This is a genomic window from Bradyrhizobium sp. BRP20 (assembly GCF_020194215.1).
Classification (GTDB): Bacteria; Pseudomonadota; Alphaproteobacteria; order Rhizobiales; family Xanthobacteraceae; genus Bradyrhizobium; species Bradyrhizobium yuanmingense.
The window spans coordinates 56,480-77,488 of the sequence record NZ_JADYVY010000024.1 but is presented as its reverse complement, the minus strand read 5'-3'; the positions used below and the strand labels follow the sequence as shown (position 1 = coordinate 77,488).

General features: G+C 64.0%; 19 protein-coding genes and 1 pseudogene. 10 read left to right on the top strand and 10 right to left on the bottom strand.

Annotated features, from left to right (window positions below; genetic code table 11):
• Window positions 1–850: caspase family protein (locus I6F33_RS34285; RefSeq protein WP_225145451.1), on the bottom strand; the 850-nt coding region annotated here is incomplete at its 3' end.
• A gap of 346 nt (window positions 851–1,196) precedes the next feature.
• Here I6F33_RS34285 and I6F33_RS34280 point away from each other — a divergent pair.
• Window positions 1,197–2,003 carry an N-acyl homoserine lactonase family protein gene (locus I6F33_RS34280; RefSeq protein ID WP_057030268.1) on the top strand — a complete coding sequence of 269 codons (807 nt, stop codon included), beginning with the start codon at window positions 1,197–1,199 and terminating at the stop codon, window positions 2,001–2,003.
• A 180-nt stretch (window positions 2,004–2,183) separates the two neighbouring features.
• Complete coding sequence (locus tag I6F33_RS34275) at window positions 2,184–3,020, top strand: hypothetical protein (RefSeq protein WP_225113701.1); 837 nt, start codon at window positions 2,184–2,186, stop codon at window positions 3,018–3,020.
• A gap of 91 nt (window positions 3,021–3,111) precedes the next feature.
• Here I6F33_RS34275 and I6F33_RS34270 read toward each other — a convergent pair.
• From I6F33_RS34270 to I6F33_RS34260, 3 genes and pseudogenes are all read right to left on the bottom strand, one after another.
• Window positions 3,112–3,276: pseudogene (locus I6F33_RS34270) on the bottom strand (MarR family transcriptional regulator); the annotation flags it as partial.
• A 37-nt stretch (window positions 3,277–3,313) separates the two neighbouring features.
• Window positions 3,314–4,033, bottom strand: coding sequence for a class I SAM-dependent methyltransferase (locus I6F33_RS34265; protein WP_036016344.1), 720 nt, complete (start codon window positions 4,031–4,033; stop codon window positions 3,314–3,316).
• 88 nt (window positions 4,034–4,121) lie between these two features.
• Complete coding sequence (locus I6F33_RS34260) at window positions 4,122–4,664, bottom strand: MarR family winged helix-turn-helix transcriptional regulator (protein WP_225129953.1); 543 nt, start codon at window positions 4,662–4,664, stop codon at window positions 4,122–4,124.
• A gap of 111 nt (window positions 4,665–4,775) precedes the next feature.
• Between I6F33_RS34260 and I6F33_RS34255 the strand changes: the two genes are divergently transcribed.
• From I6F33_RS34255 to fahA, 5 genes are all read left to right on the top strand, one after another.
• Window positions 4,776–6,434, top strand: coding sequence for an FAD-dependent oxidoreductase (locus tag I6F33_RS34255; RefSeq protein WP_225145450.1), 1,659 nt, complete (start codon window positions 4,776–4,778; stop codon window positions 6,432–6,434).
• Window positions 6,435–6,442: 8 nt separating this feature from the next.
• Window positions 6,443–6,676 (top strand): DUF2783 domain-containing protein, encoded by a 234-nt coding sequence (locus tag I6F33_RS34250; protein WP_225129950.1) that lies wholly within the window; start codon window positions 6,443–6,445, stop codon window positions 6,674–6,676.
• 18 nt (window positions 6,677–6,694) lie between these two features.
• Window positions 6,695–7,651, top strand: coding sequence for an MBL fold metallo-hydrolase (locus I6F33_RS34245; protein ID WP_225129948.1), 957 nt, complete (start codon window positions 6,695–6,697; stop codon window positions 7,649–7,651).
• Between the two features lie 2 nt (window positions 7,652–7,653).
• Complete coding sequence (gene hmgA / locus I6F33_RS34240; protein WP_225129946.1) at window positions 7,654–9,000, top strand: homogentisate 1,2-dioxygenase; 1,347 nt, start codon at window positions 7,654–7,656, stop codon at window positions 8,998–9,000.
• Between the two features lie 140 nt (window positions 9,001–9,140).
• The gene (fahA, locus tag I6F33_RS34235; RefSeq protein WP_225129943.1) at window positions 9,141–10,409 is read left to right on the top strand and encodes a fumarylacetoacetase; all 1,269 of its coding nucleotides are present in this window, start codon (window positions 9,141–9,143) and stop codon (window positions 10,407–10,409) included.
• Between the two features lie 9 nt (window positions 10,410–10,418).
• Here the strand turns inward: fahA and I6F33_RS34230 are convergent, their stop codons facing one another.
• Window positions 10,419–10,730, bottom strand: coding sequence for a DUF1272 domain-containing protein (locus I6F33_RS34230; protein WP_225129941.1), 312 nt, complete (start codon window positions 10,728–10,730; stop codon window positions 10,419–10,421).
• Between the two features lie 74 nt (window positions 10,731–10,804).
• The gene (locus tag I6F33_RS34225; protein ID WP_036016121.1) at window positions 10,805–11,284 is read right to left on the bottom strand and encodes an Lrp/AsnC family transcriptional regulator; all 480 of its coding nucleotides are present in this window, start codon (window positions 11,282–11,284) and stop codon (window positions 10,805–10,807) included.
• 122 nt (window positions 11,285–11,406) lie between these two features.
• Here I6F33_RS34225 and hppD point away from each other — a divergent pair, with 122 nt between their 5' ends.
• Window positions 11,407–12,525 carry a 4-hydroxyphenylpyruvate dioxygenase gene (hppD, locus tag I6F33_RS34220; RefSeq protein WP_225145449.1) on the top strand — a complete coding sequence of 373 codons (1,119 nt, stop codon included), beginning with the start codon at window positions 11,407–11,409 and terminating at the stop codon, window positions 12,523–12,525.
• 134 nt (window positions 12,526–12,659) lie between these two features.
• Here the strand turns inward: hppD and I6F33_RS34215 are convergent, their stop codons facing one another.
• From I6F33_RS34215 to I6F33_RS34200, 4 genes are all read right to left on the bottom strand, one after another.
• Complete coding sequence (locus I6F33_RS34215) at window positions 12,660–13,766, bottom strand: CaiB/BaiF CoA-transferase family protein (protein WP_225145448.1); 1,107 nt, start codon at window positions 13,764–13,766, stop codon at window positions 12,660–12,662.
• A 308-nt stretch (window positions 13,767–14,074) separates the two neighbouring features.
• Window positions 14,075–14,875, bottom strand: coding sequence for a xanthine dehydrogenase family protein subunit M (locus tag I6F33_RS34210; protein WP_225145447.1), 801 nt, complete (start codon window positions 14,873–14,875; stop codon window positions 14,075–14,077).
• Window positions 14,876–14,888: 13 nt separating this feature from the next.
• Window positions 14,889–17,231, bottom strand: a complete 2,343-nt coding sequence (locus tag I6F33_RS34205) for a xanthine dehydrogenase family protein molybdopterin-binding subunit (RefSeq protein WP_036031379.1) — start codon at window positions 17,229–17,231, stop codon at window positions 14,889–14,891.
• Window positions 17,232–17,315: 84 nt separating this feature from the next.
• The gene (locus I6F33_RS34200; RefSeq protein WP_036016131.1) at window positions 17,316–17,801 is read right to left on the bottom strand and encodes a (2Fe-2S)-binding protein; all 486 of its coding nucleotides are present in this window, start codon (window positions 17,799–17,801) and stop codon (window positions 17,316–17,318) included.
• Between the two features lie 721 nt (window positions 17,802–18,522).
• Between I6F33_RS34200 and I6F33_RS34195 the strand changes: the two genes are divergently transcribed.
• Complete coding sequence (locus I6F33_RS34195; protein WP_225145446.1) at window positions 18,523–18,966, top strand: carbon monoxide dehydrogenase subunit G; 444 nt, start codon at window positions 18,523–18,525, stop codon at window positions 18,964–18,966.
• 249 nt (window positions 18,967–19,215) lie between these two features.
• The gene (locus I6F33_RS34190; protein WP_225145445.1) at window positions 19,216–20,931 is read left to right on the top strand and encodes a PQQ-dependent methanol/ethanol family dehydrogenase; all 1,716 of its coding nucleotides are present in this window, start codon (window positions 19,216–19,218) and stop codon (window positions 20,929–20,931) included.
• The last annotated feature ends 78 nt before the right edge of the window (window positions 20,932–21,009 follow it).

The following is a 21,009-nucleotide window of genomic DNA, read 5'->3' as shown; positions in this document are numbered from 1 at the left end:
GTGTCGGCGGTGCGGGAGGGGCGGCCGGCGGGTTGTTGGCGACGACGGCCGGCGCAGCGGGAGGCGCGGGCGGCGGCGTTGCCGGACGCGATCCGCCGGCGCCCGGAATGAACGAGAAATCTTCGGCCAATGACGAGGAAATCCACGGCACCTGCTCGCCGCGCGAGGCGCGGGTGACGCCCATCTTGGTGCGGTTCAGCGTCTCCTCGGCCATCAGGTCGGGAACGCGGATTTCCTTCAGCAGCTCCTGGACGAACAGGCTGCGGTCGCCGCCGGCGTCCGAGACCACCGAGGCCAGCGCCGCCGAGTACATCACCAGCGTGCCGTTCGGGGCGATCACCGGGGTCAGGCCCGCTGAGAAGCTGCGGAACCGGCGCTCGAACGGGTTGCGCCTGGACGCATCGACCAGCGCGATCTTGACGCCGGCGCCGCGGGTGTTGAGCTCGCCGAGGACCGTCTCGAGGCTGAAACCATCGCGGCGCACGTCGGACTCGGTCCAGATCTGCGCATCCACCGGCAGCAGGTAGCTCTGGCGCGCGGACTGGATGCCGAAACCCGAGAAGAACACCAGCGCGACCGAGCCCGGCTTGATCTTGCCGTAGAGCTTGTCGAAGGCGCGGCGCATGGCGTCGCCGGTCAGATTCTCGCCGAGCTCGACCGAAAAACCGTCGCGCTTGAGCTCGTCGGCGACGGCGCGCGCATCGTTGATCGGTTCCTTCAGCGGGGCATCCGCATCCGGATATTTGGCGTTGCCGATGACCAGCGCAAAACGGTCGCCGGCCGCAAGCGAGGGGGCCGTCGGGACGAGCGAGATCAGCAAGGGCAGAAGAAAAAAGAAGCGAATTTTCATAATCAGCGCGGTCCAGCCAAAAGGCGCCGTTCCAGCTTGCGCCGCGGCGACCTTAACTTACGCTTACCTCATTATCAAACCGGGGACGGAGGGCGTCAACCGCTTGGAGATTCGACCTTATCCCGATGATGGACCGCAGCGGATGGGCATGCCGCGAGAGGAATGGATGGTGTTGTCATGACGGTCCTCGGTACCTCGATGCTGTCGGCGGACCTTAGCGCAGCCAGGGCGGGTGAAGACGTGATCGATCTCACATTGCAGCCTCGCCTTCGGGTTTGACCTTTCCTGCCGGTGGTGGCTTGGTGTGCGCGATCGTCCAAGATCCAACTCTAAAAAAAGCGAGCCCATGGGAAACGTCTACGAGATCTACGCCCTGCGCTATGCGACGATGTCGCCGCGCACCCCCCACATGAACTTCCTCCTGCCCGACCCGCATGACAGCGCGGCGCAGGACCTCGATTATTTCGTCTGGCTGATTCGAGGGCACGGCCGCGACATTCTGGTCGATACCGGCTTCAACGCCGAGGAGGCGAGCGCGCGGGCGCGCAAGCTCACGCTCAATCCCGTCGATGCGCTGGAGCGTTTCGGCGTCGCGGCGTCAGCCATTCGTGACGTCATCGTGACACATCTGCATTACGACCATGCCGGCAATCTCGACCGCTTTCCCAACGCGCGCTTCCATCTGCAGGAGCGCGAGATGGCCTACGCGACCGGACGCTGCATGTGCAACGGCCTGCTGCGCCATCCGTTCTCGGTCGAGCATGTGACGCTGATGGTGCGCCACGTCTATGGCGAGCGCGTCACCTTCTATTCCGGCGATGGCGAGGTTGCTCCCGGCGTGACCGTGCACCGCGTCGGCGGCCATTCCGACGGCTTGCAGGTGGTGAAGGTCGAGACCGCGCGCGGCGCCGTGGTGCTGGCCTCCGATGCCGCGCATTATTACGCCAATCTGCAGCGCAAGAGCCCGTTCCCGATCGTTTATAATGTCGGCGACATGGCGCAAGGCTGGGACACGATCGAGCGCCTCGCCGGCCATCCCGACAGGTTCATCCCCGGCCACGATCCGATCGTGACCGAGATCTATCCGCGCGCCAGCGATGAGGTCGATGCCTGGGCGCTGCATCTGCCGCCGACGCGGTCGTTTGCGGAATGACGATATCGTCACTTTGGAGACAAATGTGGTCACCCGCCCTTCCCGGCCTCACGCCGACCCCGCGCCGTCGCGGCCGTGCCTGACCCGGTCCGTCCCTCGTGGTGACGGCGGCGAAGTCGGTTTCGGCAAGTGAGGGTAGCGACTTTCGTCGCTCGGGACGATGTAAAGCATCGACCCGGGATGCGCGATCGTGCACGCCGATTGACGTATTCATCCGTCATTTCTAGGTTGTGCCTGACATTCACAACGGTGTTCGGCGTGCTTTCAAAACTCAAAAACCTTGCTGCCAACGCCATGAAAGGCGCCAGCGGGCATTTCTCGAAAGCTTCCAGGGCAATTGCCGACCTGGCCGCCAGTCTCGCCGGCCGCGCCGCGGCCGCCGCTGATCTAGGCCGCATTCTCGATATCATCGAAATGGTCCCTGGCGTCAGTTTCGAGAAGCCACAGCCTAATGCCGATTATCTCGGTACGCTGCTGGTCGCGGTGCAGATGGGCGAGCTTACGCTGGCCGTGCACTACCGCCAGCAAACCGAAGCTGGCGTCGTGCGCCTGCATCCCGTCACAACGGCTGAGGCCAATGCACTGACCGGTTCGGACGACAAATTTTCCTCGATGATCCTGGTCGACGGTGAGAACGACAAGCCTGCCATCCAGATGCTGATGAACAGCGAGCATCTGGCAGAAAATTATCGGTACGTCACCGCCGACACTCTGGTCAACGCATTGGCTTTCCCGATCGAGAATGTCAAAGGCGGTTTCATCATTGCCAGGCCGTTTCGTGCAATCGCGCGACCGATCGCAGGTTGGCTGCTCAACATCATTTTCGACCAGGGTGAGAAACTACATCGCCGTTTCCGCGGCAACCGCGCCGAACATCGACCCCCATCACCGTCGCTATCAGCGAAGGAGGAAGCCGGCGCGGCGAGTGTCTCGATCACGCCGGAAGACTGTGACGTCCAGGCTCGGGTCTCCGATCGAGCCATCGACGAAGAGCCGCGGAATGATGGCGTGAAGTGATTGAACAGCGTTGAGGGCCGCGCGCTCTGTGGTCTCGTTTAGACGCCACACGCTTCAGCCCTTGAGCGCAGCCCGTTTGCCAGCCAGCACCCTAATACGCCTGCTTCGCATCCGCCTCTTTGCTGGTCTGGATCAGATCGAGACTCTGCTCGATCTTGCCGAGCAGGGCCGAGAGCTGCTTGCGCTCCTGCGCCGAGAGGCAGGCGAGGATCTCGTCCTCTCGCCGCAGCAATTGCGGGAACAGCTCCTCGTAGAGTTCGTCGGATGGGTTGAGACGGGAGGCGGGCGCGATGTCAACGAGCACCGGCAGGATCCCCGCAAGCAACGATATCGTGGGGAGATTTTCGAGCCGCTAGCTCCGGAGGAGAGAATACCGCCAGGTATCCTCCGCCCCCTGCGAGCTTATATGTGGCGATCTCGCGATAGTCGACGGCGGTCAACTCGCAGCGCAAGAGCTCAATTGGCGTGCCATGCTTCGACGTCGGAAGCTCAAGATCGACAATTCCGACCCGCGCACCTTGCTTCAAGGCGGACGCAAGATTGTAGAGAAAGGCATAGGGTTGGGCTATCTCGTGATACATATGCACAAGGATTGCGGCGTCCAGCGAGGAAGCGGGCAGACGCGGGTCGTGTGGTTCGCCGAGCGCGAATTGCACGTTTGTCAACTTCAGAAGTTTTGTTCGCCTGGCGAGTTCGACGAGATAGTCCCGCGTGACGTCCTGGGCAACGACAGAGCCGGCGGATCCGACGAGGTGCGAGAGCCTGACCGTGTGGTAGCCACTGCCTGCTCCAATGTCGCCGACAGTCATCCCTGGTTTCAGTTCAAGAGCGCGTGCGATTTGACCGGCCTCATTCAGGGCGTCGCGGCGCTCTTCGGCGGAGCGGCGCGGGCTGACGATCCGTGCGACAGGACGCTGCGGTGAGGGAAACTCGTTTGCCGCGACTCCAGGGGGAGCCAGATAACCTATGTCAGCGGCGTATGCGCGAGTTGCGGCAAACGCCACAAGGAGCATCGCTATATACCTCGCTGCCGTCACGGTCCTACCAAGCTTTCTCAACCGGGCTCCCAAAAGCTGACGTCTGCGCCTTATGGGGGGCGCCCTAATACGCCTGCTTCGCATCCGCCTCTTCGCTGGTCTGGATCAGATCGAGGCTCTGCTCGATCTTGCCGAGCAGGGCCGAGAGCTGCTTGCGCTCCTGCGCCGAGAGGCAGGCGAGGATCTCGTCCTCTCGCCGCAGCAATTGCGGGAACAGCTCCTCGTAGAGCGCGCGGCCCTTCCTGGTCAGTTGCAGGCGGAATTCGCGGCGGTCGGCTTCGTTCTCGACCCGCTCGATCAGGCCGTCGCTGAGCAGCGCCGTCACTGCGCGGCTGATGGTGGATTTGTGCGTGCGGGTGCATTGCGAAATGTATTGCGCGCTGCAGGCATCATTGCGGAAGCCGAGCGTGGCGATGACGCGCCAGGCCGGAATGTCGAGGCCGTGGCGTTCCTGATACTCGACCGACAGCGCGGAACTGACCTCCGCGGCGAGCCGATTGAGGCGGAACGGCACGAACTTGAACAGATCGAGCCGCAGCTTTGGCCGCGCCGACGCCTCGTCGGCCGCGCGCGCTTTGAGCGCGATGTCGCTGGATGTCCTCGCCAAGGAGAGCGCCTCCGAATTCCAGTTGACGGCCGGCCGGCTCCGGTCCAAAATAGTTGCACGTGAGACTATCTAGCAGATCGATCCTGTCCTGACCAGAGCCGAGGTTCGTGTATGGCGCCGGCCAATACCCCTCACGCCAAAACCCTGAACGCCAAGACCGCTCAAGCCAAGACCCAGTTCGGCTACCGCCGTCACCCCGATCAGGACCGCCCCGGCTCGAGCCCCGCGGCGCATCCGGTCGTGATCGTCGGCGCGGGCCCGGTCGGGCTGTCGCTGGCGATCGATCTTGCCCAGCGCGGCCAGCGCGTCGTGCTGCTGGATGATGCCGACCGCATCGGCGAGGGCTCGCGCGCGATCTGCTTCTCGAAACGGTCGCTGGAATATTGGGACCGGCTCGGCGTCGGCGACCGCATGGTCGAGAAGGGCGTGGTGTGGAGCGTCGGGCGGATTTTCCACGGCGAGTCGCAGCTCTACCAGTTCAATCTCCTGCCCGAAGACGGTCACAAGCGGCCGGCCTTCATCAATCTCCAGCAATATTACGCCGAGGCCTATCTGGTCGATCGCATCAACGAGCTGCCGGAGATCGACCTGCGCTGGCGCAACAAGGTGACGGCGCTCGAGCAGCGCAACGATTCCGCGCTGCTGACGATCGAGACGCCCGAGGGCGCCTACCGCCTGAATGCGCGCTATGTCGTCGCCTGCGACGGCGCGCGCTCCTCGCTGCGGCAGATGGTCGGGGCGGAATTCGCCGGCCAGGTGTTCGAGGATCAGTTCCTGATCGCCGACGTCAAGATGACCGCGGAATTTCCGACCGAGCGCTGGTTCTGGTTCGATCCCCCGTTTCATGCCGGACGTTCGGCGCTGCTGCACCGGCAGCCCGACGACGTCTGGCGCATCGATCTCCAGCTCAACCGCTATGCCGATCCGGTTCTCGAGAAGAAGCCGGAAAACGTGCGGCCGCGGATCGCGCGCATGCTCGGCCACGACAAGTTCGAATTCGAGTGGATTTCGCTCTACAAATTCCAATGCCGGCGGATGGACCGCTTCATCCATGGCCGCGTCATCTTCGCCGGCGATTCCGCGCATCAGGTCTCGCCCTTCGGCGCGCGTGGCGCGAACTCGGGACTCGAAGACGCAGAGAATCTGTCCTGGAAGCTCGACCGCGTGCTGCGCGGCAAATCGCCTGCGAGCCTGCTCGAGAGCTACCATGTCGAGCGCAGCATGGCGGCCGACGAGAACATCCGCGAATCCACCCGCTCGACCGACTTCATGGCGCCGAACTCGCATCAGGAGGCACGGCTGCGCAAGGCGGTGCTGTCGCTCGCCAAGGAGACCGAATTCGGCAAGCGCATGGTCAATGGCGGTCGGCTGTCGGTGCCGTGCAGCTACGATACGCCGCTGTCCTCGCTTGATGCGGATGCGTGGCGCGGTGGACCCCCGCCCGGCGGTTCGATGCTCGACGCGCCCGCCGCAACGTCCGCCGGCGAGCCGATCTATCTGACGGATGCCTTCCGCAAAGGTGGAACGGATTTCACTCTGCTGTCGTTCAGCAATGGCGCGCCGATCGATGCGCCTGATGGTATCAAGGGCATCCGCATTGGCGCCGACGGTGAATTTGCCGATCCCTCGGGCCTGGTCGCAAAGCGCTACGGCGCCGAGCCGGGTGCCGCCTATCTGCTGAGGCCTGACGGTTATGTCGCGGCGCGCTTCCGTCATCCGACGCGTGCGGCGATCGCGGCGGCGCTGGCGCGAGCCGAAGGTTTGTATTGAGGTTTGGCATGCCGCTCTCCACCAGCTCGAACTTCGCACGCCCCGACGATGCCTTCCGTGCCATCGTCGAGGCGCATCGCGGTCTCACCGAGGAGCAGAGCGCCGATTTCGACGCGGCGTTGGTGCTGATCCTCGCCAACCATATCGGCGACATCGACGTGCTGCGCGAGGCGATCGGGCTCGCCAAGCGCCGCATGATCGATGGTCAGCAGCAACAACAGCAACAACAGCAACAACAATAGCCCTGTAAGGACGAATTCATGGCGAAGAACTTCGCATCCACCGGCGATCTCGCGGAAAAAAAGATCACCTTCTCCGAGATCGGCACCGATCTCTATGCCTTCACCGCCGAGGGCGATCCCAACACCGGCGTGATCGTCGGCGACGATGGCTGCCTCGTGTTCGACGCGCAGGCGACGCCGGCCATGGCGAACAAGGTGATCGAGCGGGTCCGCACGGTGACCGACAAGCCGATCAAATATGTCGTGCTGTCGCATTATCACGCCGTGCGCGTGCTGGGCGCCTCCGCCTATCACGCCCAAGGTATCGTCGCCTCGCAGGAGACTCATCGGCTGATTGCGGAGCGCGGCCAGCAGGATTGGGATTCCGAGTACGGCCGCTTTCCGCGCCTGTTCCAGGATGCGGAAAGCATTCCCGGCCTGACCTGGCCGACGCTGACCTTCGAAGGCGAGATGACGATCTATCTCGGCAAGCGCGAGGTGCGCCTGATGCAGCTCGGCGCCGGCCACACCTCGGGCGACATCGTCGGCTGGGTGCCGGATGCAGAGGTGATGTTCTCGGGCGACCTCATCGAATATCACTCGGCCTGTTATTGCGGCGATGCGCATTTGCGCGAATGGCCGATGACGCTAAACGAGATCCGCAACTTCAATCCGAAGGCGATCGCGCCGGGCCGCGGCGATGCGCTGAAGGGCACCGCCACGGTGCGCGAGGCCATCGCGATGACGCGCGACTTCGTCACCTCGCTCTATGGCGCGGCCGAAATCTCGGTCGCCAGGGGCCGCAGCTTAAAGGAATCGATGGCGGCGACGCGCGAGGTGATGGATCCGAAATTCTCGAGCTTTGCCATTTACGAGCACTGCCTGCCGTTCAACGTGTCGCGCGCCTACGACGAAGCGTCCGGAATCGACGACCCCGTGATCTGGACCGACAAGCGCGATCAGGAAATGTGGGCCGCCTTGCAAGGAGGAGGATAGTCATGAACATCAATACCTCGCCTGATCAGATCATCCGCAGCTCGGCCCAGGTGACGCCAGGCTACATGTCCGGCTTCGGCAACTCTTTCGAGACCGAGGCGCTGCCGGGCGCTCTGCCGATCGGGCGCAACTCGCCGCAGCGCTGCGCCTACGGACTCTATGCCGAGCAGCTCTCGGGCTCGCCCTTCACCGCGCCGCGCGGCAGCAATGAGCGCTCCTGGCTCTACCGCATCCGCCCCTCAGTGAAGCATTCCGGCCGCTTCGAGAAGGTCGACGCCGGGCTGTGGCGTTCGGCGCCGTGCCATGAATACGACCTGCCGATCGCGCAGCTGCGCTGGGATCCGACGCCGCTGCCGAAGGAGGATGTCACCTTCATTCAGGGCGTGCAGACCATGACGACGGCGGGGGATGTGAATACGCAGGCCGGCATGGCCGCGCATGTCTACCTCATCACCAAGTCGATGGTGGATCAGCATTTCTACGATGCCGACGGCGAGCTGATGTTCGTGCTGCAGCAGGGCAATCTGCGCCTAGTCACCGAGTTCGGCCGTATCGATGCCGAGCCTGGCGAGATCGTGGTGATCCCGCGCGGCGTCAAGTTCCGCGTCGAGATTCCGAACGGCCCGGCGCGCGGCTATCTCTGCGAAAATTATGGCGGCGCCTTCACGCTGCCGGAGCGCGGGCCGATTGGCGCCAATTGCCTCGCCAATGCGCGTGACTTCCTGACGCCGGTGGCAAACTACGAGGACAAGGACACGCCGACCGAGCTCTACGTGAAATGGGGCGGCTCGCTGTTCAAGACCACGTTGCCGCATTCGCCGATCGACGTCGTGGCCTGGCACGGCAATTACGCGCCGTACAAGTATGATCTGCGTACCTTCTCTCCCGTCGGCGCGATCGGCTTCGACCATCCCGATCCCTCGATCTTCACGGTGTTGACCTCGCCGTCGGAGACGGCGGGCACCGCGAACATCGACTTCGTGATTTTCCCGGAGCGCTGGATGGTCGCGGAAAATACCTTCCGGCCGCCCTGGTATCACATGAACATCATGAGCGAGTTCATGGGCCTGATCTACGGCGTCTACGACGCCAAGCCGCAGGGCTTCGTCCCCGGCGGCATCTCGCTGCACAATTGCATGCTGCCGCACGGCCCCGACCGCGACGCCTTCGAGCACGCCAGCAACGGCGAATTGAAGCCGGTGAAGCTGACCGGCACCATGGCCTTCATGTTCGAGACCCGCTACCCGCAGCGCGTCACGGCACACGCGGCGAACGCCGCCACACTCCAGGCCGATTACGCGGATTGTTGGAAGGGGTTGGAGAAGCGGTTCGATCCGGGCAAGCCGTAGTTACTTGGTCATTCCGGGATGCGCCGAAGGCGCAGGCCCGGAATCCATAACCACGATTGTGAATATGGATTCCGGGCTCGCGCTCCGCGCGCCCCGGAATGACGGCGGAGAAACTGTGAATAAACATTCGGCAGGAACCAATGCCCCACCCCAACGACCCCAGCCTCCGCTCCTTCATCGCCGTCGATCCGGCCTCGGACTTCCCGATCCAAAATCTGCCCTATGGCGTGTTCTCGACCAAGGATGGCCGTGCCCCGCGCCTCGGCGTAGCGATCGGCGACTACGTGCTCGATCTCTGGGAGCTCGAGCAAGATGGCCTGATCAGTGCGGGCGATCCGGGCACATTTGCAGGAGGACTGAACGCCTTGATGCATCTGGGTCCAAAGGTTTGGTCGAAAACCCGCGCGCGCATCAGCGAGCTCTTGCGGCACGACAATCCGGAGCTTCGCGATAACGAGCAGTTGCGCTCGCGCGCTTTCGTTCTCATGCGCGACGCGAAGCTCCACCTGCCCTTCGCCGTCTCCGGCTACACCGATTTCTATTCGTCGAAGGAGCACGCCACCAATGTCGGCGTGATGTTCCGCGGCAAGGACAATGCGCTGCAGCCGAACTGGCTGCATATGCCGATCGCCTATAACGGCCGCGCCTCCACCGTCGTGGTCTCCGGCACCAGGGTGAAGCGGCCGCGCGGGCAGCTGAAGCCGCCGAATGCGGAGCTGCCGAGCTTTGCGCCGTGCAAGCGGCTCGATTTCGAGCTGGAGATGGGCGTCGTGATCGGTCAGCCGTCGCCGATGGGCGGGATGCTCACCGAGAGCCAGGCCGAGGAGATGATCTTCGGCTTCGTGCTGCTCAACGACTGGAGCGCGCGCGACATCCAGCAATGGGAATATGTGCCGCTCGGCCCGTTCCTCGCCAAGGCGTTCGCGACCTCGATCAGCCCCTGGGTGGTGACGCGCGAGGCGCTGGAGCCGTTCCGCCTGAACGGGCCGGAGCAGCAGCCGGTGCCGCTCGATTATCTCAAGCAGACCAGGCCGCAGAACTACGATGTCGAGCTCGACGTCTCCTTGCGCGCTGCGGGTGCCAATGCGCCCGCCAGCATCAGCCGCACCAATTTCAAGTACATGTACTGGTCGTCGGTGCAGCAATTGATGCACCACGCCTCCTCGGGCTGCGCCATGAATGTCGGCGATCTCTTAGGGAGCGGCACCATCTCCGGCCCGGAGAAGAACCAGCGCGGCAGCCTGCTCGAGATCAGCTGGAACGGCACCGAGCCGGTCGAACTGCCCGGCGGCGCCAAGCGCTCGTTTCTGGAGGACGGCGACAGCCTCGTCATGCGCGGCTGGTGCCAGGGCAACGGCTATCGCGTCGGGTTCGGCGAGGTCGAAGGAACGATATTGGCGGCGGAGTAGCGGGCCAAATCACCGTTTCTCCGGCGGCACGTCGCGCACCCGCGCGCAATGCGCCGCGACATCCTCCAGGCTGTACTTCAGATGCACCCGCTTGTCCGACGGCGCCTGCTTGGCCGTGCACACGCCCGGCCGCCATTCCTGCGCCGGCCTGATCGGGCGCGGGGCGAGGCCGCCGCCGCAGTTCGGGCAGACATTGAACAGCTTGGTCTCGACGCAGTCCGCGCAGAACGTGCATTCATAGGAGCAGATCCGCGCATTGGTCGCGTCGGGCGGCAGGTCGCAATCGCAATATTCGCAGTTCGGTCGCAGCTGGAGCGCCATGTTGAATCTCCGCAACTGGAGCTGCGATCATCGCAGATCGCGTTGCCAGCGCGAATGCCATAGTTCCCTCGATTTCAGCCGGGCTTGATCTCCTTCAGCGGCAGCTTCGAGCTCTCCTTCAGCCTATCAAGCACGATCGAGGAGCGCACATGCGCCACGCTCTGGTGCGGCATCAGCACGTCATTGACGAGGTTGGACAGGCCCTTGAGATCGCGCAGCACGGCCTTGAGCACATAGTCGGCATCGCCCGTCAGCGAATACGCCTCCTGGATCTCATCGATCCGGTTCACCAGCGCGCGAAAACGCTTGGAATTGTCCGGCGAGTGGGTCGCCAGTCCCACCTGGATGAAGGCGATCACGCCGAAGCCGAGCGCCTCGCTGGAGAGGTCGGCGTGGTAGCCCGCGATCACCTTCTCCTCCTCCAGCCGCATCCGCCGCCGCGAGCATTGCGAGGCTGACAGGCCCGCGAGCTCGGCGAGCTCCTGGTTGGTGAGGCGGCCATCGTCCTGGAGCGCGCCGAGAATCCTGAGGTCGAAGGCGTCAACAGAAATCATGCGTCTTTCATCCGTTTCATGCGCGGATCGTGCATAGAATAGCCAAAGCCCGTCTCGTTTGCACGCTCATTGCATGGCCCATGAAGGATAGTTCCCTGTCAGCAGCCATTCGGGAGAACACCATGGGACCGTTTCCGCACGATGCACCGCCGGCCACGATCACTGCCGACAACCCGATGGGCACCGACGGCTTCGAGTTCGTCGAATACGCCCATCCCAATCCGCAAGACTTGCACGCTTTGTTCAAGCTGATGGGCTATGCGCCGGTCGCGCGCCACAGAACCAAGAAGATCACGGTCTATCGCCAGGGCGACATCAACTATCTCGTCAACGAGGAGCCCGGCACGCACGGCTATGAGTTCGTCGCCGCCCACGGCCCTTGTGCGCCGTCCATGGCCTTTCGCGTCGTCGATGCCAAGGCGGCCTATGACCGCGCGATTGCGCTCGGCGCCGAGCCGGCCGATGTGTCATCGGCGCAGAAGACGCTCGACGTGCCCGCGATCAAGGGCATCGGCGGCAGTCTGCTTTATCTGGTCGATCGCTATGGTGCCCAAGGCTCGGCCTACGATGCCGAGTTCGAATGGCTGGGCGCGCGCGATCCCAAGCCGCATGGCGCCGGCCTGTTCTATCTCGACCATCTCACCCACAACGTCCATCGCGGCCGCATGAATGTCTGGGCCGGCTTCTACGAGAAGCTGTTCAACTTCCGCCAGATCCGCTTCTTCGACATCGAGGGCCGCGCCTCCGGCCTGTTCTCGCGCGCGCTGACCAGCCCCGACGGCAAGATTCGCATTCCGATCAACGAGGACGCCGCCGAGTCCGGCCAGATCGAGGAATATCTGCAGACCTATCGCGGCGAGGGCATCCAGCACATCGCCTGCGGCTGCCGCGATATCTATCGCACCATCGAAGGTTTGCGCGAGGCCGGCCTGCCGTTCATGCCGTCGCCGCCCGACACTTATTTCGAGAAGATCGATACGCGCCTGCCCAAGCACGGAGAGGATGTCGCCCGGCTCAAGAAGAACGGCATCCTGATCGACGGCGAGGGCGTGGTCGATGGCGGCCAGACCAAGGTGCTGCTGCAGATCTTCTCGGCCAACGCAATCGGCCCGATCTTCTTCGAGTTCATTCAGCGCAAGGGCGACGACGGTTTTGGCGAGGGCAATTTCAAGGCCCTGTTCGAATCGATCGAGGAGGACCAGATCCGGCGCGGCGTGTTGAAGGTGGGGGACGCGGCGTAGGCTGCGGCCGTCACGCACACTGCTGTAGGGTGGGCAAAGCGAAGCGTGCCCACGTCCTGCCCAATTGATGCGAAGACGTGGGCACGGCGCTTCGCGCCTTTGCCCACCCTACGCGACCTTTGCTGGCGCTAGATCTACCGCTGCCAGGCCTTCATCACCGCGCCGATCCCCGCCGCCTCCGGCTCGCGTGCCGCTGACGGCGTGCGCGAGAACCGTGGCGCGGGCGCCGGCTGCTTCACGCCGTGCCGCTCGATGAAGACGTTGCGGGCGACCATGTGCGGATGCTGTGTCGCCTCCGACATGGTCAGCACCGGCGCGAAGCAAATGTCAGTGCCTTCCATGATCTTGCACCAGTCCTCGCGCGTCTTGCTCTTGAACACGGCCTTCAGCTTCTCCTTCAGCGCTGGCCAGGCCTTGCGGTCCATCTGCGCGTCGAAATCGGCGTCGGTGAGGCCGGCGTGCTCGCGCAGCAGCGCGTAGAATTGCGGCTCGATCGAGCCGATCGAGACGAAGTGCCCGCAGGCGCATTCGTAGACGCCGTAGAAATGCGCGCCGCCGTCGAGGAAGTTCTGGTTGCGCTCCTCGGTCCAGCGTCCCATCGTGGTCATGTCGAAGAAGAACGACATCAGCGAGGCCGCGCCGTCGCACATCGCCGCGTCCACCACTTGGCCTTTGCCCGACTTCTGTGCTTCCAGCAGTGCGGCGAGCACGCCGACGACGAGATAGAGCGCACCGCCGCCGAAATCGCCGACCAAATTGAGCGGCGGCACCGGCGCTTCCTTCGTACCGATCGCGGCGAGCGCGCCGGTGATGGAGATGTAATTGATGTCGTGGCCGGCGGCGTTGGCGAGCGGGCCTTCCTGGCCCCAGCCGGTCATGCGGCCATAGACCAGCTTCGGGTTGCGTGCGAGCACGACGTCCGGCCCGAGGCCGAGCCGCTCCATCACACCGGGGCGAAAACCCTCGACCAGCGCGTCCGCGCTCGCGAGCAGATCCAATACTTGCGCGATCGCCGCCTTGTCCTTGAGGTCGAGCTCGATCACCTTGCGGCCGCGCCCGGCCACCGACTTCATGCTCTTCTTCGCGCCGACGCGGTCGAGCGTGACGACGTCGGCGCCCATGTCGGCCAGCATCATGCAGGCGAACGGGCCGGGCCCGATGCCGGCGAATTCGACGATGCGGAAGCCCGAGAGCGGGCCGGAAGCGCGGACGGAGGAGGTGGGGGCGGGTTTGTCGAGCACGTTGTTGTTTCCTCGGGTCGCGGACGGATGCCGGCGATCGGCAATCGCCTCTGACGTTTCTTCTGTTGAGCGAGTTAATCGGCCGATTAACTTTTCTCGCCTTCACGCCAGCGAGGCAAGCGGTTTTCATGCCGCACGGCCAAAATAAAACGGCGCGCACCGAAGTGCGCGCCGCGGAAAATTTGCGTGGAGACGCTACAGCATGATCCGGAAAAGTGCGTAGCGGTTTTCCGAAAGGATCATGCTGGAACATTAACCTAAAGCGCGATGACGATTCATCCTAATCGCATCGCGCTTTAGCCGAACTGTCAGCGCGCAGCAGCGATCGCGCGTTGTGCCATCACCTTGATCAGATTGGCGCGATATTCCGCCGTGCCGTGGATGTCGGCCAGCAATCCGTTCGCCGAGATGCTGACGCTGTCGATCGCCGATGGCGACCAGTTCGCCTTCAGCGCCGCTTCGATCGCCCCCACCCGCATCACGCCGGTTTGCGAGGCGCCGGTGGCGGCGACCCGAACCTCGCCCGACTTGGCCTGCGCCACGAACACGCCGGTCAGCGCGAAGCGCGAGGCCGGATGCCGCATCTTCTCGTAGCCCGCCTTTGCCGGCACCGGGAATGACACGGCGGTGATGATCTCGCCGTCTTCGAGCGCCGTCGTGAACAGGCCCTGGAAGAAATCATCCGCCGCAATCGACCGCTTGTTGGTCTTCACGGTGGCGCCGAGCGCGAGCAGCGCCGCCGGGAAATCCGCGGCCGGATCGTTGTTGGCGATCGAGCCGCCGATCGTGCCGCGGTAGCGCACGGCGGGGTCGCCGAGCACGGAGGTGAGGTAGGCGATTGCAGGAATCGCCTGCTTCACGTCGGCATTCGTCATGATGTCGTAATAGGTCGTCGCAGCCTTGATGGTCAGCGTGTCGCCTGACAGCTCGACGCCCTGCAGCTCCTTGATCCTGCCGAGGTCGATGACGTCGGAGGGACCTGCGAGGCGCTGCTTCATGACCGGCAGCAGCGTCTGACCGCCGGCGAGGAACTTCGACTCGCTACCCTTGGCGAACAGGCTGGCGGCCTCGTCGACCGAGGAGGCGCGATGATAGGTGGTCTGGTACATCTTCGGTCCTCCCTTAAGCCGCGTGGATCGTGCGCCACACCCTGTCAGGGGTTGCGGGCATTTCCAGGTTGTTCTTGCCGATCGCATCCGTGATCGCGTTGATCACGGCCGCCGATGCGCCGATCGCGCCGGCCTCACCGCAGCCCTTGATGCCCAAGGGATTGCCCGGGCACAGCGTCGTGGTGTGGGACAGGTTGAACGACGGCACGTCGTCGGCGCGCGGCATGGCGTAATCCATGAACGAGGCCGTGACCGGCTGGCCGTTGGCATCATAGATCGCATGCTCGAGCAATGCCTGCCCGATGCCCTGCACGAGGCCACCATGGACCTGGCCCTCGACGATCATCGGGTTGATCAGCCGGCCGAAATCGTCCGCCGCGACGAAGTTGACGAAGGAGGTCTTGCCGGTGCCGGGATCGACCTCGAGCTCGCAGATATAGGCGCCGGCCGGGAAGGTGAAGTTGGTCGGGTCGTAGAAGGCGCTCTCCTTCAGGCCCGGCTCCATCCCGTCAGGCAGGTTGTGCGCCGTATAGGCCGCGAGCGCGACCATCGGCAGGGCGATCGCCTTGTCGGTGCCTGTCACCTTGAACTCGCCGTTCTCGATGACGATGTCGGCCTCCGACGCCTCCAGCGCATGCGCGGCGATCTTCTTGGCCTTGGATTCCATCTTCTCCATCGCCTTCAGGATCGCGGTGAGGCCGACGGCCGCCGAGCGCGAGCCGTAGGTGCCCATGCCGAACTGCACCTTGTCGGTGTCGCCATGGACGATCGAGACCTGGCTGATCGGAACGCCCAGGCGCTCCGCGACGAGCTGGCAGAAGGTGGTCTCGTGACCCTGCCCGTGGCTGTGCGAGCCGGTGAGGATCTCGATGGTGCCGACCGGGTTGACGCGCACCTCGGCCGATTCCCAAAGGCCGACGCCGGCGCCCAGGCTGCCGACCGCCTTCGACGGCGCGATGCCGCAGGCCTCGATGTAGCAGGACACGCCGATGCCGCGCAGCTTGCCGTCGGCCTTCGCCTTGGCCTTGCGGGCAGGGAAGCCGGCATAATCGATCGCCTTCATCGCCGCATCGAGCGAAGCGTTGAAGTCACCGGTGTCGTAGGCCATGATGACAGGCGTCTGGTGCGGGAACTGGGTGATGAAGTTGGTCCGCCGCAACTGGGCCGGATCGACGTTCAGCTGCCGCGCCGCCGTCTCCATCAACCGTTCGATCAGATAGCTCGCCTCGGGCCGGCCCGCGCCGCGATAGGCGTCGACCGGCGTGGTGTTGGTGTAGACCCCGATCACCTCGGCGTGGATCGCCGGGATGTTGTACTGGCCCGACAGCAGCGTCGCGTAGAGATAGGTCGGCACCGACGACGAGAACAGCGACATGTAGGCGCCGAAATTGGCGTAGGTCTTCACCTTGAGGCCGATGATCTTGTTGTTGGCGTCGAAGGCCATCTCGGCATGGGTGATGTGATCGCGGCCATGCGCGTCGGTGAGGAAGGCTTCGGTGCGGTCGCCGGTCCACTTGACGGGACGGCCGACTTTCTTCGAGGCCCACAGCGCCACCATCTCCTCGGGATAGATGAAGATCTTGGAGCCGAAGCCGCCGCCGACGTCAGGGGCGATCACGCGCAGCTTGTGCTCGGGGGCGATGTTGTAGAACGCCGAGAGCACGAGACGGGCGACGTGCGGGTTCTGCGACGTCGTATAGAGGGTGAAGTGCTCCTCCGCGGTGTCGTAATCGGCGATCGCCGCGCGCGGCTCCATCGCATTCGGCGCGAGGCGGTTGTTGGTGACGTCGAGCTTCACCACATTGGCGGCTTTCGAGAAGGCGGCATTCACCGCGCCCTCGTCGCCGATCACCCAATCATAGACCTGGTTGCCGGGTGCCTCGGGATGAAGCTGCGGCGCGCCGGGCTTGATGGCGGCGTGCATGTCGGCGACCGCGGGAAGCTCCTCGTAGTCGACCACGACGGCTTCCGCCGCGTCGCGCGCGAGATTTTTGCTTTCGGCGATCACGACGGCAATTGCCTGTCCGACGAAGCGCACCGTCTCCGGCGCCATCGCCGGCCATGCGCCCATCTTCATCGGGCTGCCGTCCTTGGAGGTGATGGCCCAGCCGCAGATCAGGTTGCCGACCTTGTCGTCGACCAGCTGCTGTCCGGTGAGCACCGCGACCACGCCCGGCATCTTCAGCGCCGCGGACGAGTCGATCTTCTTGACCTTGGCGTGCGCGTGCGGGCTGCGGATGAAATAGGCATGGGTCATCCCCGTCAACTTGATGTCGTCGACGTAGCGGCCCTTGCCGGTAATGAAACGCTTGTCTTCCTTGCGCACGACGCGTGCGCCGATGCCTTCAACACCCATGTCTGGTCCTCCCGACCGGAAATTTCCTTGATCGCGCCGTTCATCCACGGCTGCGACGGTTGTTCTTGTTTCGAGGCCCGCCGCTTACTCGGCCGCCTGCGAGACCTTCATGCGGCCGGCGGCGTCCAGCACCGCCTTGACGATGTTGTGGTAGCCGGTGCAGCGGCAGATATTGCCTTCGAGCTCGGTGCGGACGGTCGCCTCGTCGAGCTGTCCACCATGGCGGTGCACGATGTCGATCGCCGACATGATCATGCCCGGCGTGCAATAGCCGCACTGCAGGCCGTGATTGTCGCGGAAGGCGGCCTGCATCGGGTGCAGTTCGTCGCCCTTGGCGATGCCCTCGATCGTGGTGACGCTGGCGCCGTCGGCCTGCCCCGCCAGCATGGTGCAGGATTTCACCGCGCGGCCGTCCATGTGCACGACGCAGGCGCCGCACTGGCTGGTGTCGCAGCCGACATGGGTCCCGGTCAGGTTGAGGTGATCGCGCAGGAGCTGGACCAGCAGCGTGCGGTCCTCGACATCGACAGCAACGGCCTTGCCGTTGACCGTCAGTTTGACTGTAGACACTTGAAGTCCTCCCAAAGTTATTTTGATTGGTTCTAATTAGAGACAGCGCAAACGAAACTTTGCAACTGGGTTTTTGCTGACCGCGGTCATGGAAGGGTCATCGTGATGACGGTCGCCGATCTGCGATTCGGCCACGACGTCTCGTGCCGCCGCCATCACGTGCTGCGACATTGTGGGAGACACACGGAAAGTCGCAGCTAGCATCTGCGATGGCGTGCTCGCTGCCGCCGCAATAGGCGCGTGAGCTGGTCGCGCGTGCCGCGGTCATCTCGCCGCTTGCCCTGGACCTAGGCCCGGTCGTGCGTCGTTCCTCCCTTTAATGCCGTGCTCGTTGCGCGAATAGGAGCATGCGCCCCCGCCTTTGTAATCGCGATCTTGGTAGTAGGACGAGACGACTTAAGCCATTGATTTTGCTTACGGCAATGCAGCGAAGTGCCGCCGTCGAGCCGCGTGGGTTAGGACGCCCCGCGTGTTGCGCTTTCAACAACCCACTGCGTCATTCCGGGGCCCGAGCGGAGCGAGGGAGCCCGGAAATCCATCGGGCCGCAGAGTCCGCGGGGAAGTGGATTCCGGGTTCGCGCCAACAGGCGTGCCCCGGAATGACATCGCGTGAATGAGAGGTCCGGAAAGCAGGACTACTACTTCCTGGCGATAGATCGCAGCCGCCCGTCCCCCTAGTCGAGCCGTACAGGCAACGGCAACAAGGGTGGAAGCGATGCAGATGAACGACAGTCAGCGGATCCCGGCGTCGAAGGCAAAGGTCTGGGCCGCGCTCAACGATCCCGAAATTCTCAGGCGCTGCATTCCCGGCTGCCAATCGCTCGAGATGGCATCGCCGACCGAGATGACGGCGACCGTGGTGCTGAAGGTGGGGCCGGTGAAGGCGACGTTCAGCGGCAAGGTGACGCTGACCGATATCGATGCGCCCAATGGCTATCGCATCGTCGGCGAGGGCGCCGGCGGCGTCGCCGGCTTTGCCAAGGGCGGCGCGAAGGTCAGGCTGGAAGAAGAAGCCCCTGACGTCACCATCCTGCACTACGAGGCCGATGCGCAGATCGGCGGCAAGCTCGCACAGCTCGGCTCGCGATTGATCGACTCGACGTCGCGAAAACTCGCCGCGAGCTTCTTCGAAAATCTCGCCGGCGTGGTAGCGCCATCATCGTGATTGATGCGCGATGCCGCCTTCATTCGAACGCGCATTTCAAGCTGCAAAACAAGGGCAGGACGCAAGGCGCGACAACAAGATGAGCTGCGAATGCCGCCAATGAATTGCACTACTACCTTCCGCCTATACTAAGCGCGAAACGCCGATGCTGTAATTTCGAACGATGGCTCGCAGGCGAACTGCGCATCACGAGCGCAGTGCGCTCAGGCGCCCAACGAGGCGTGCACAACAACATCGCGGAGGGAATACATGACCTTTGGAACGAAGGGCTTCTTGGCCGGCATCTCCATGATTGCGATGCTCGCCGCCGTTACATCGGGCGTTCGCGCCAACGACTCGGTGCTCAAGGCGCAATCCGATTCGAATCAATGGGCGGTTGCCGGCCACGATTACGGCAACACGCGCTTCAGCCCGCTCAAGCAGATCAACACCGAGAACGCCGGGAAGCTGACGCTCGCTTACTCCTTCTCGCTGGCGTCGTTGCGTTCGAACGAATCCTCGCCGATCGTCATCGGCAACACGCTGTACGTTTCGAGCTCGTGGGGTCCGAAATACGTCTATGCGCTCGATGCGGCGACGGGGCAGCGCAAATGGACCTGGGAGCCCGATATTCCCGAGGACGTGCTGCAATACGCCTGCTGCGACGTGAACAGCCGCGGCGTCTCCTACGCCGACGGCAAGATCTTCGTCGGCCGCCTCGACGGCAAGCTGACCGCGCTCGATGCCGCGACCGGCAAGTCGCTGTGGACGGCGAAGGTGGTCGACTACAAGCAGGGCTCGGTCATCACCTCGCCGCCGCTCGTCGTGCGCGACAAGGTCATCACCGGTTTTGGCGGCGGCGAATACGGCGTGCGCGGCGCGCTGCTGGCCTTCGACATCAACACCGGCAAGCAGGTGTGGCAGACCTACACCGTTCCTTCGCCGGACGAGCCAGGCGGCGATTCCTGGAAGGGCGACTCCGCCCAGCACGGCGGCGGCGCGGCCTGGCTGGTCGGCTCCTACGATCCAAAGACCGACACGGTCTATTGGGGCACCAGCAATCCCGCCCCGTGGAACACGGCGGTGCGTTCGACCGGCGACGGCAATTTCGGCAAGCTGACCAACCTCTACACGGCTTCGACGCTCGCGCTCGATCCCAACACCGGCAAGATCAAGTGGCACATCCAGACCACGCCGGCCGACGCCTGGGACTATGACGGCGTCAACGAAGCCGTGCTCGCGGATCTCAAGATCGGCGGCAGCACCGTTCCGACGCTGATGAAGGCCGATCGCAACGGCTTCTTCTTCGTCGCCAACCGTGAGACCGGCAAGGTGCTGTCGGCGGAGAAATACGTGTTCTCCAACTGGGCCAAGAAGTGGGACGTCGCCACGATGCGCGCGGTCGAGGATCCCGACAAGCGTCCGGGGCCGGGCCATCCCGCCAAGGACATCTGCCCGAACCTGATCGGCGGCAAGAACTGGCAGCCGATGTCGTTCAACCCGCAGACCGGCCTGGTCTACATCCCGTCCAACAACGTCTGCATGGACTGGTCGGTCAGCGACGTCACCTACAAGCGCGGCGTGTTCTATCTCGGCGCCGAATTCCCGACCAAGGAAGGCCCCGGCGGCTTCCTCGGCGAGCTCGTCGCCTGGGATCCGGTCGCGCAGAAGAAGGTCTGGTCGATCAAGGAAGACCTGCCCTTCAACGGCGGCACGCTGACCACCGGCGGCGGCCTCGTGTTTGCCGGCAACATCCATGGCGACTTCCGTGCCATCGATGCGAAGTCCGGCAAGGTGCTGTGGAGCAAGAATCTCGGCTCCGGCATCGGCGCAGGCCCGGTGACCTATCAGGTCGACGGCAAGCAATATGTCGCCATCGTCGTTGGCCGCACCGCTGCGCTGCCTGCGTTCCTGGGCGAGGTAGGAAAGAAGATGACGGCCGCAGCCCCCGAGGGCGGCTCGCTCTTCGTGTTCTCCGTCCAGTGACAACTCGCGCGCGTATCCTCGAGGTGACGGGATACGCGCGCGCTTTCTCCGGACTTTAGCTGCGGCATCGGGCGGTGC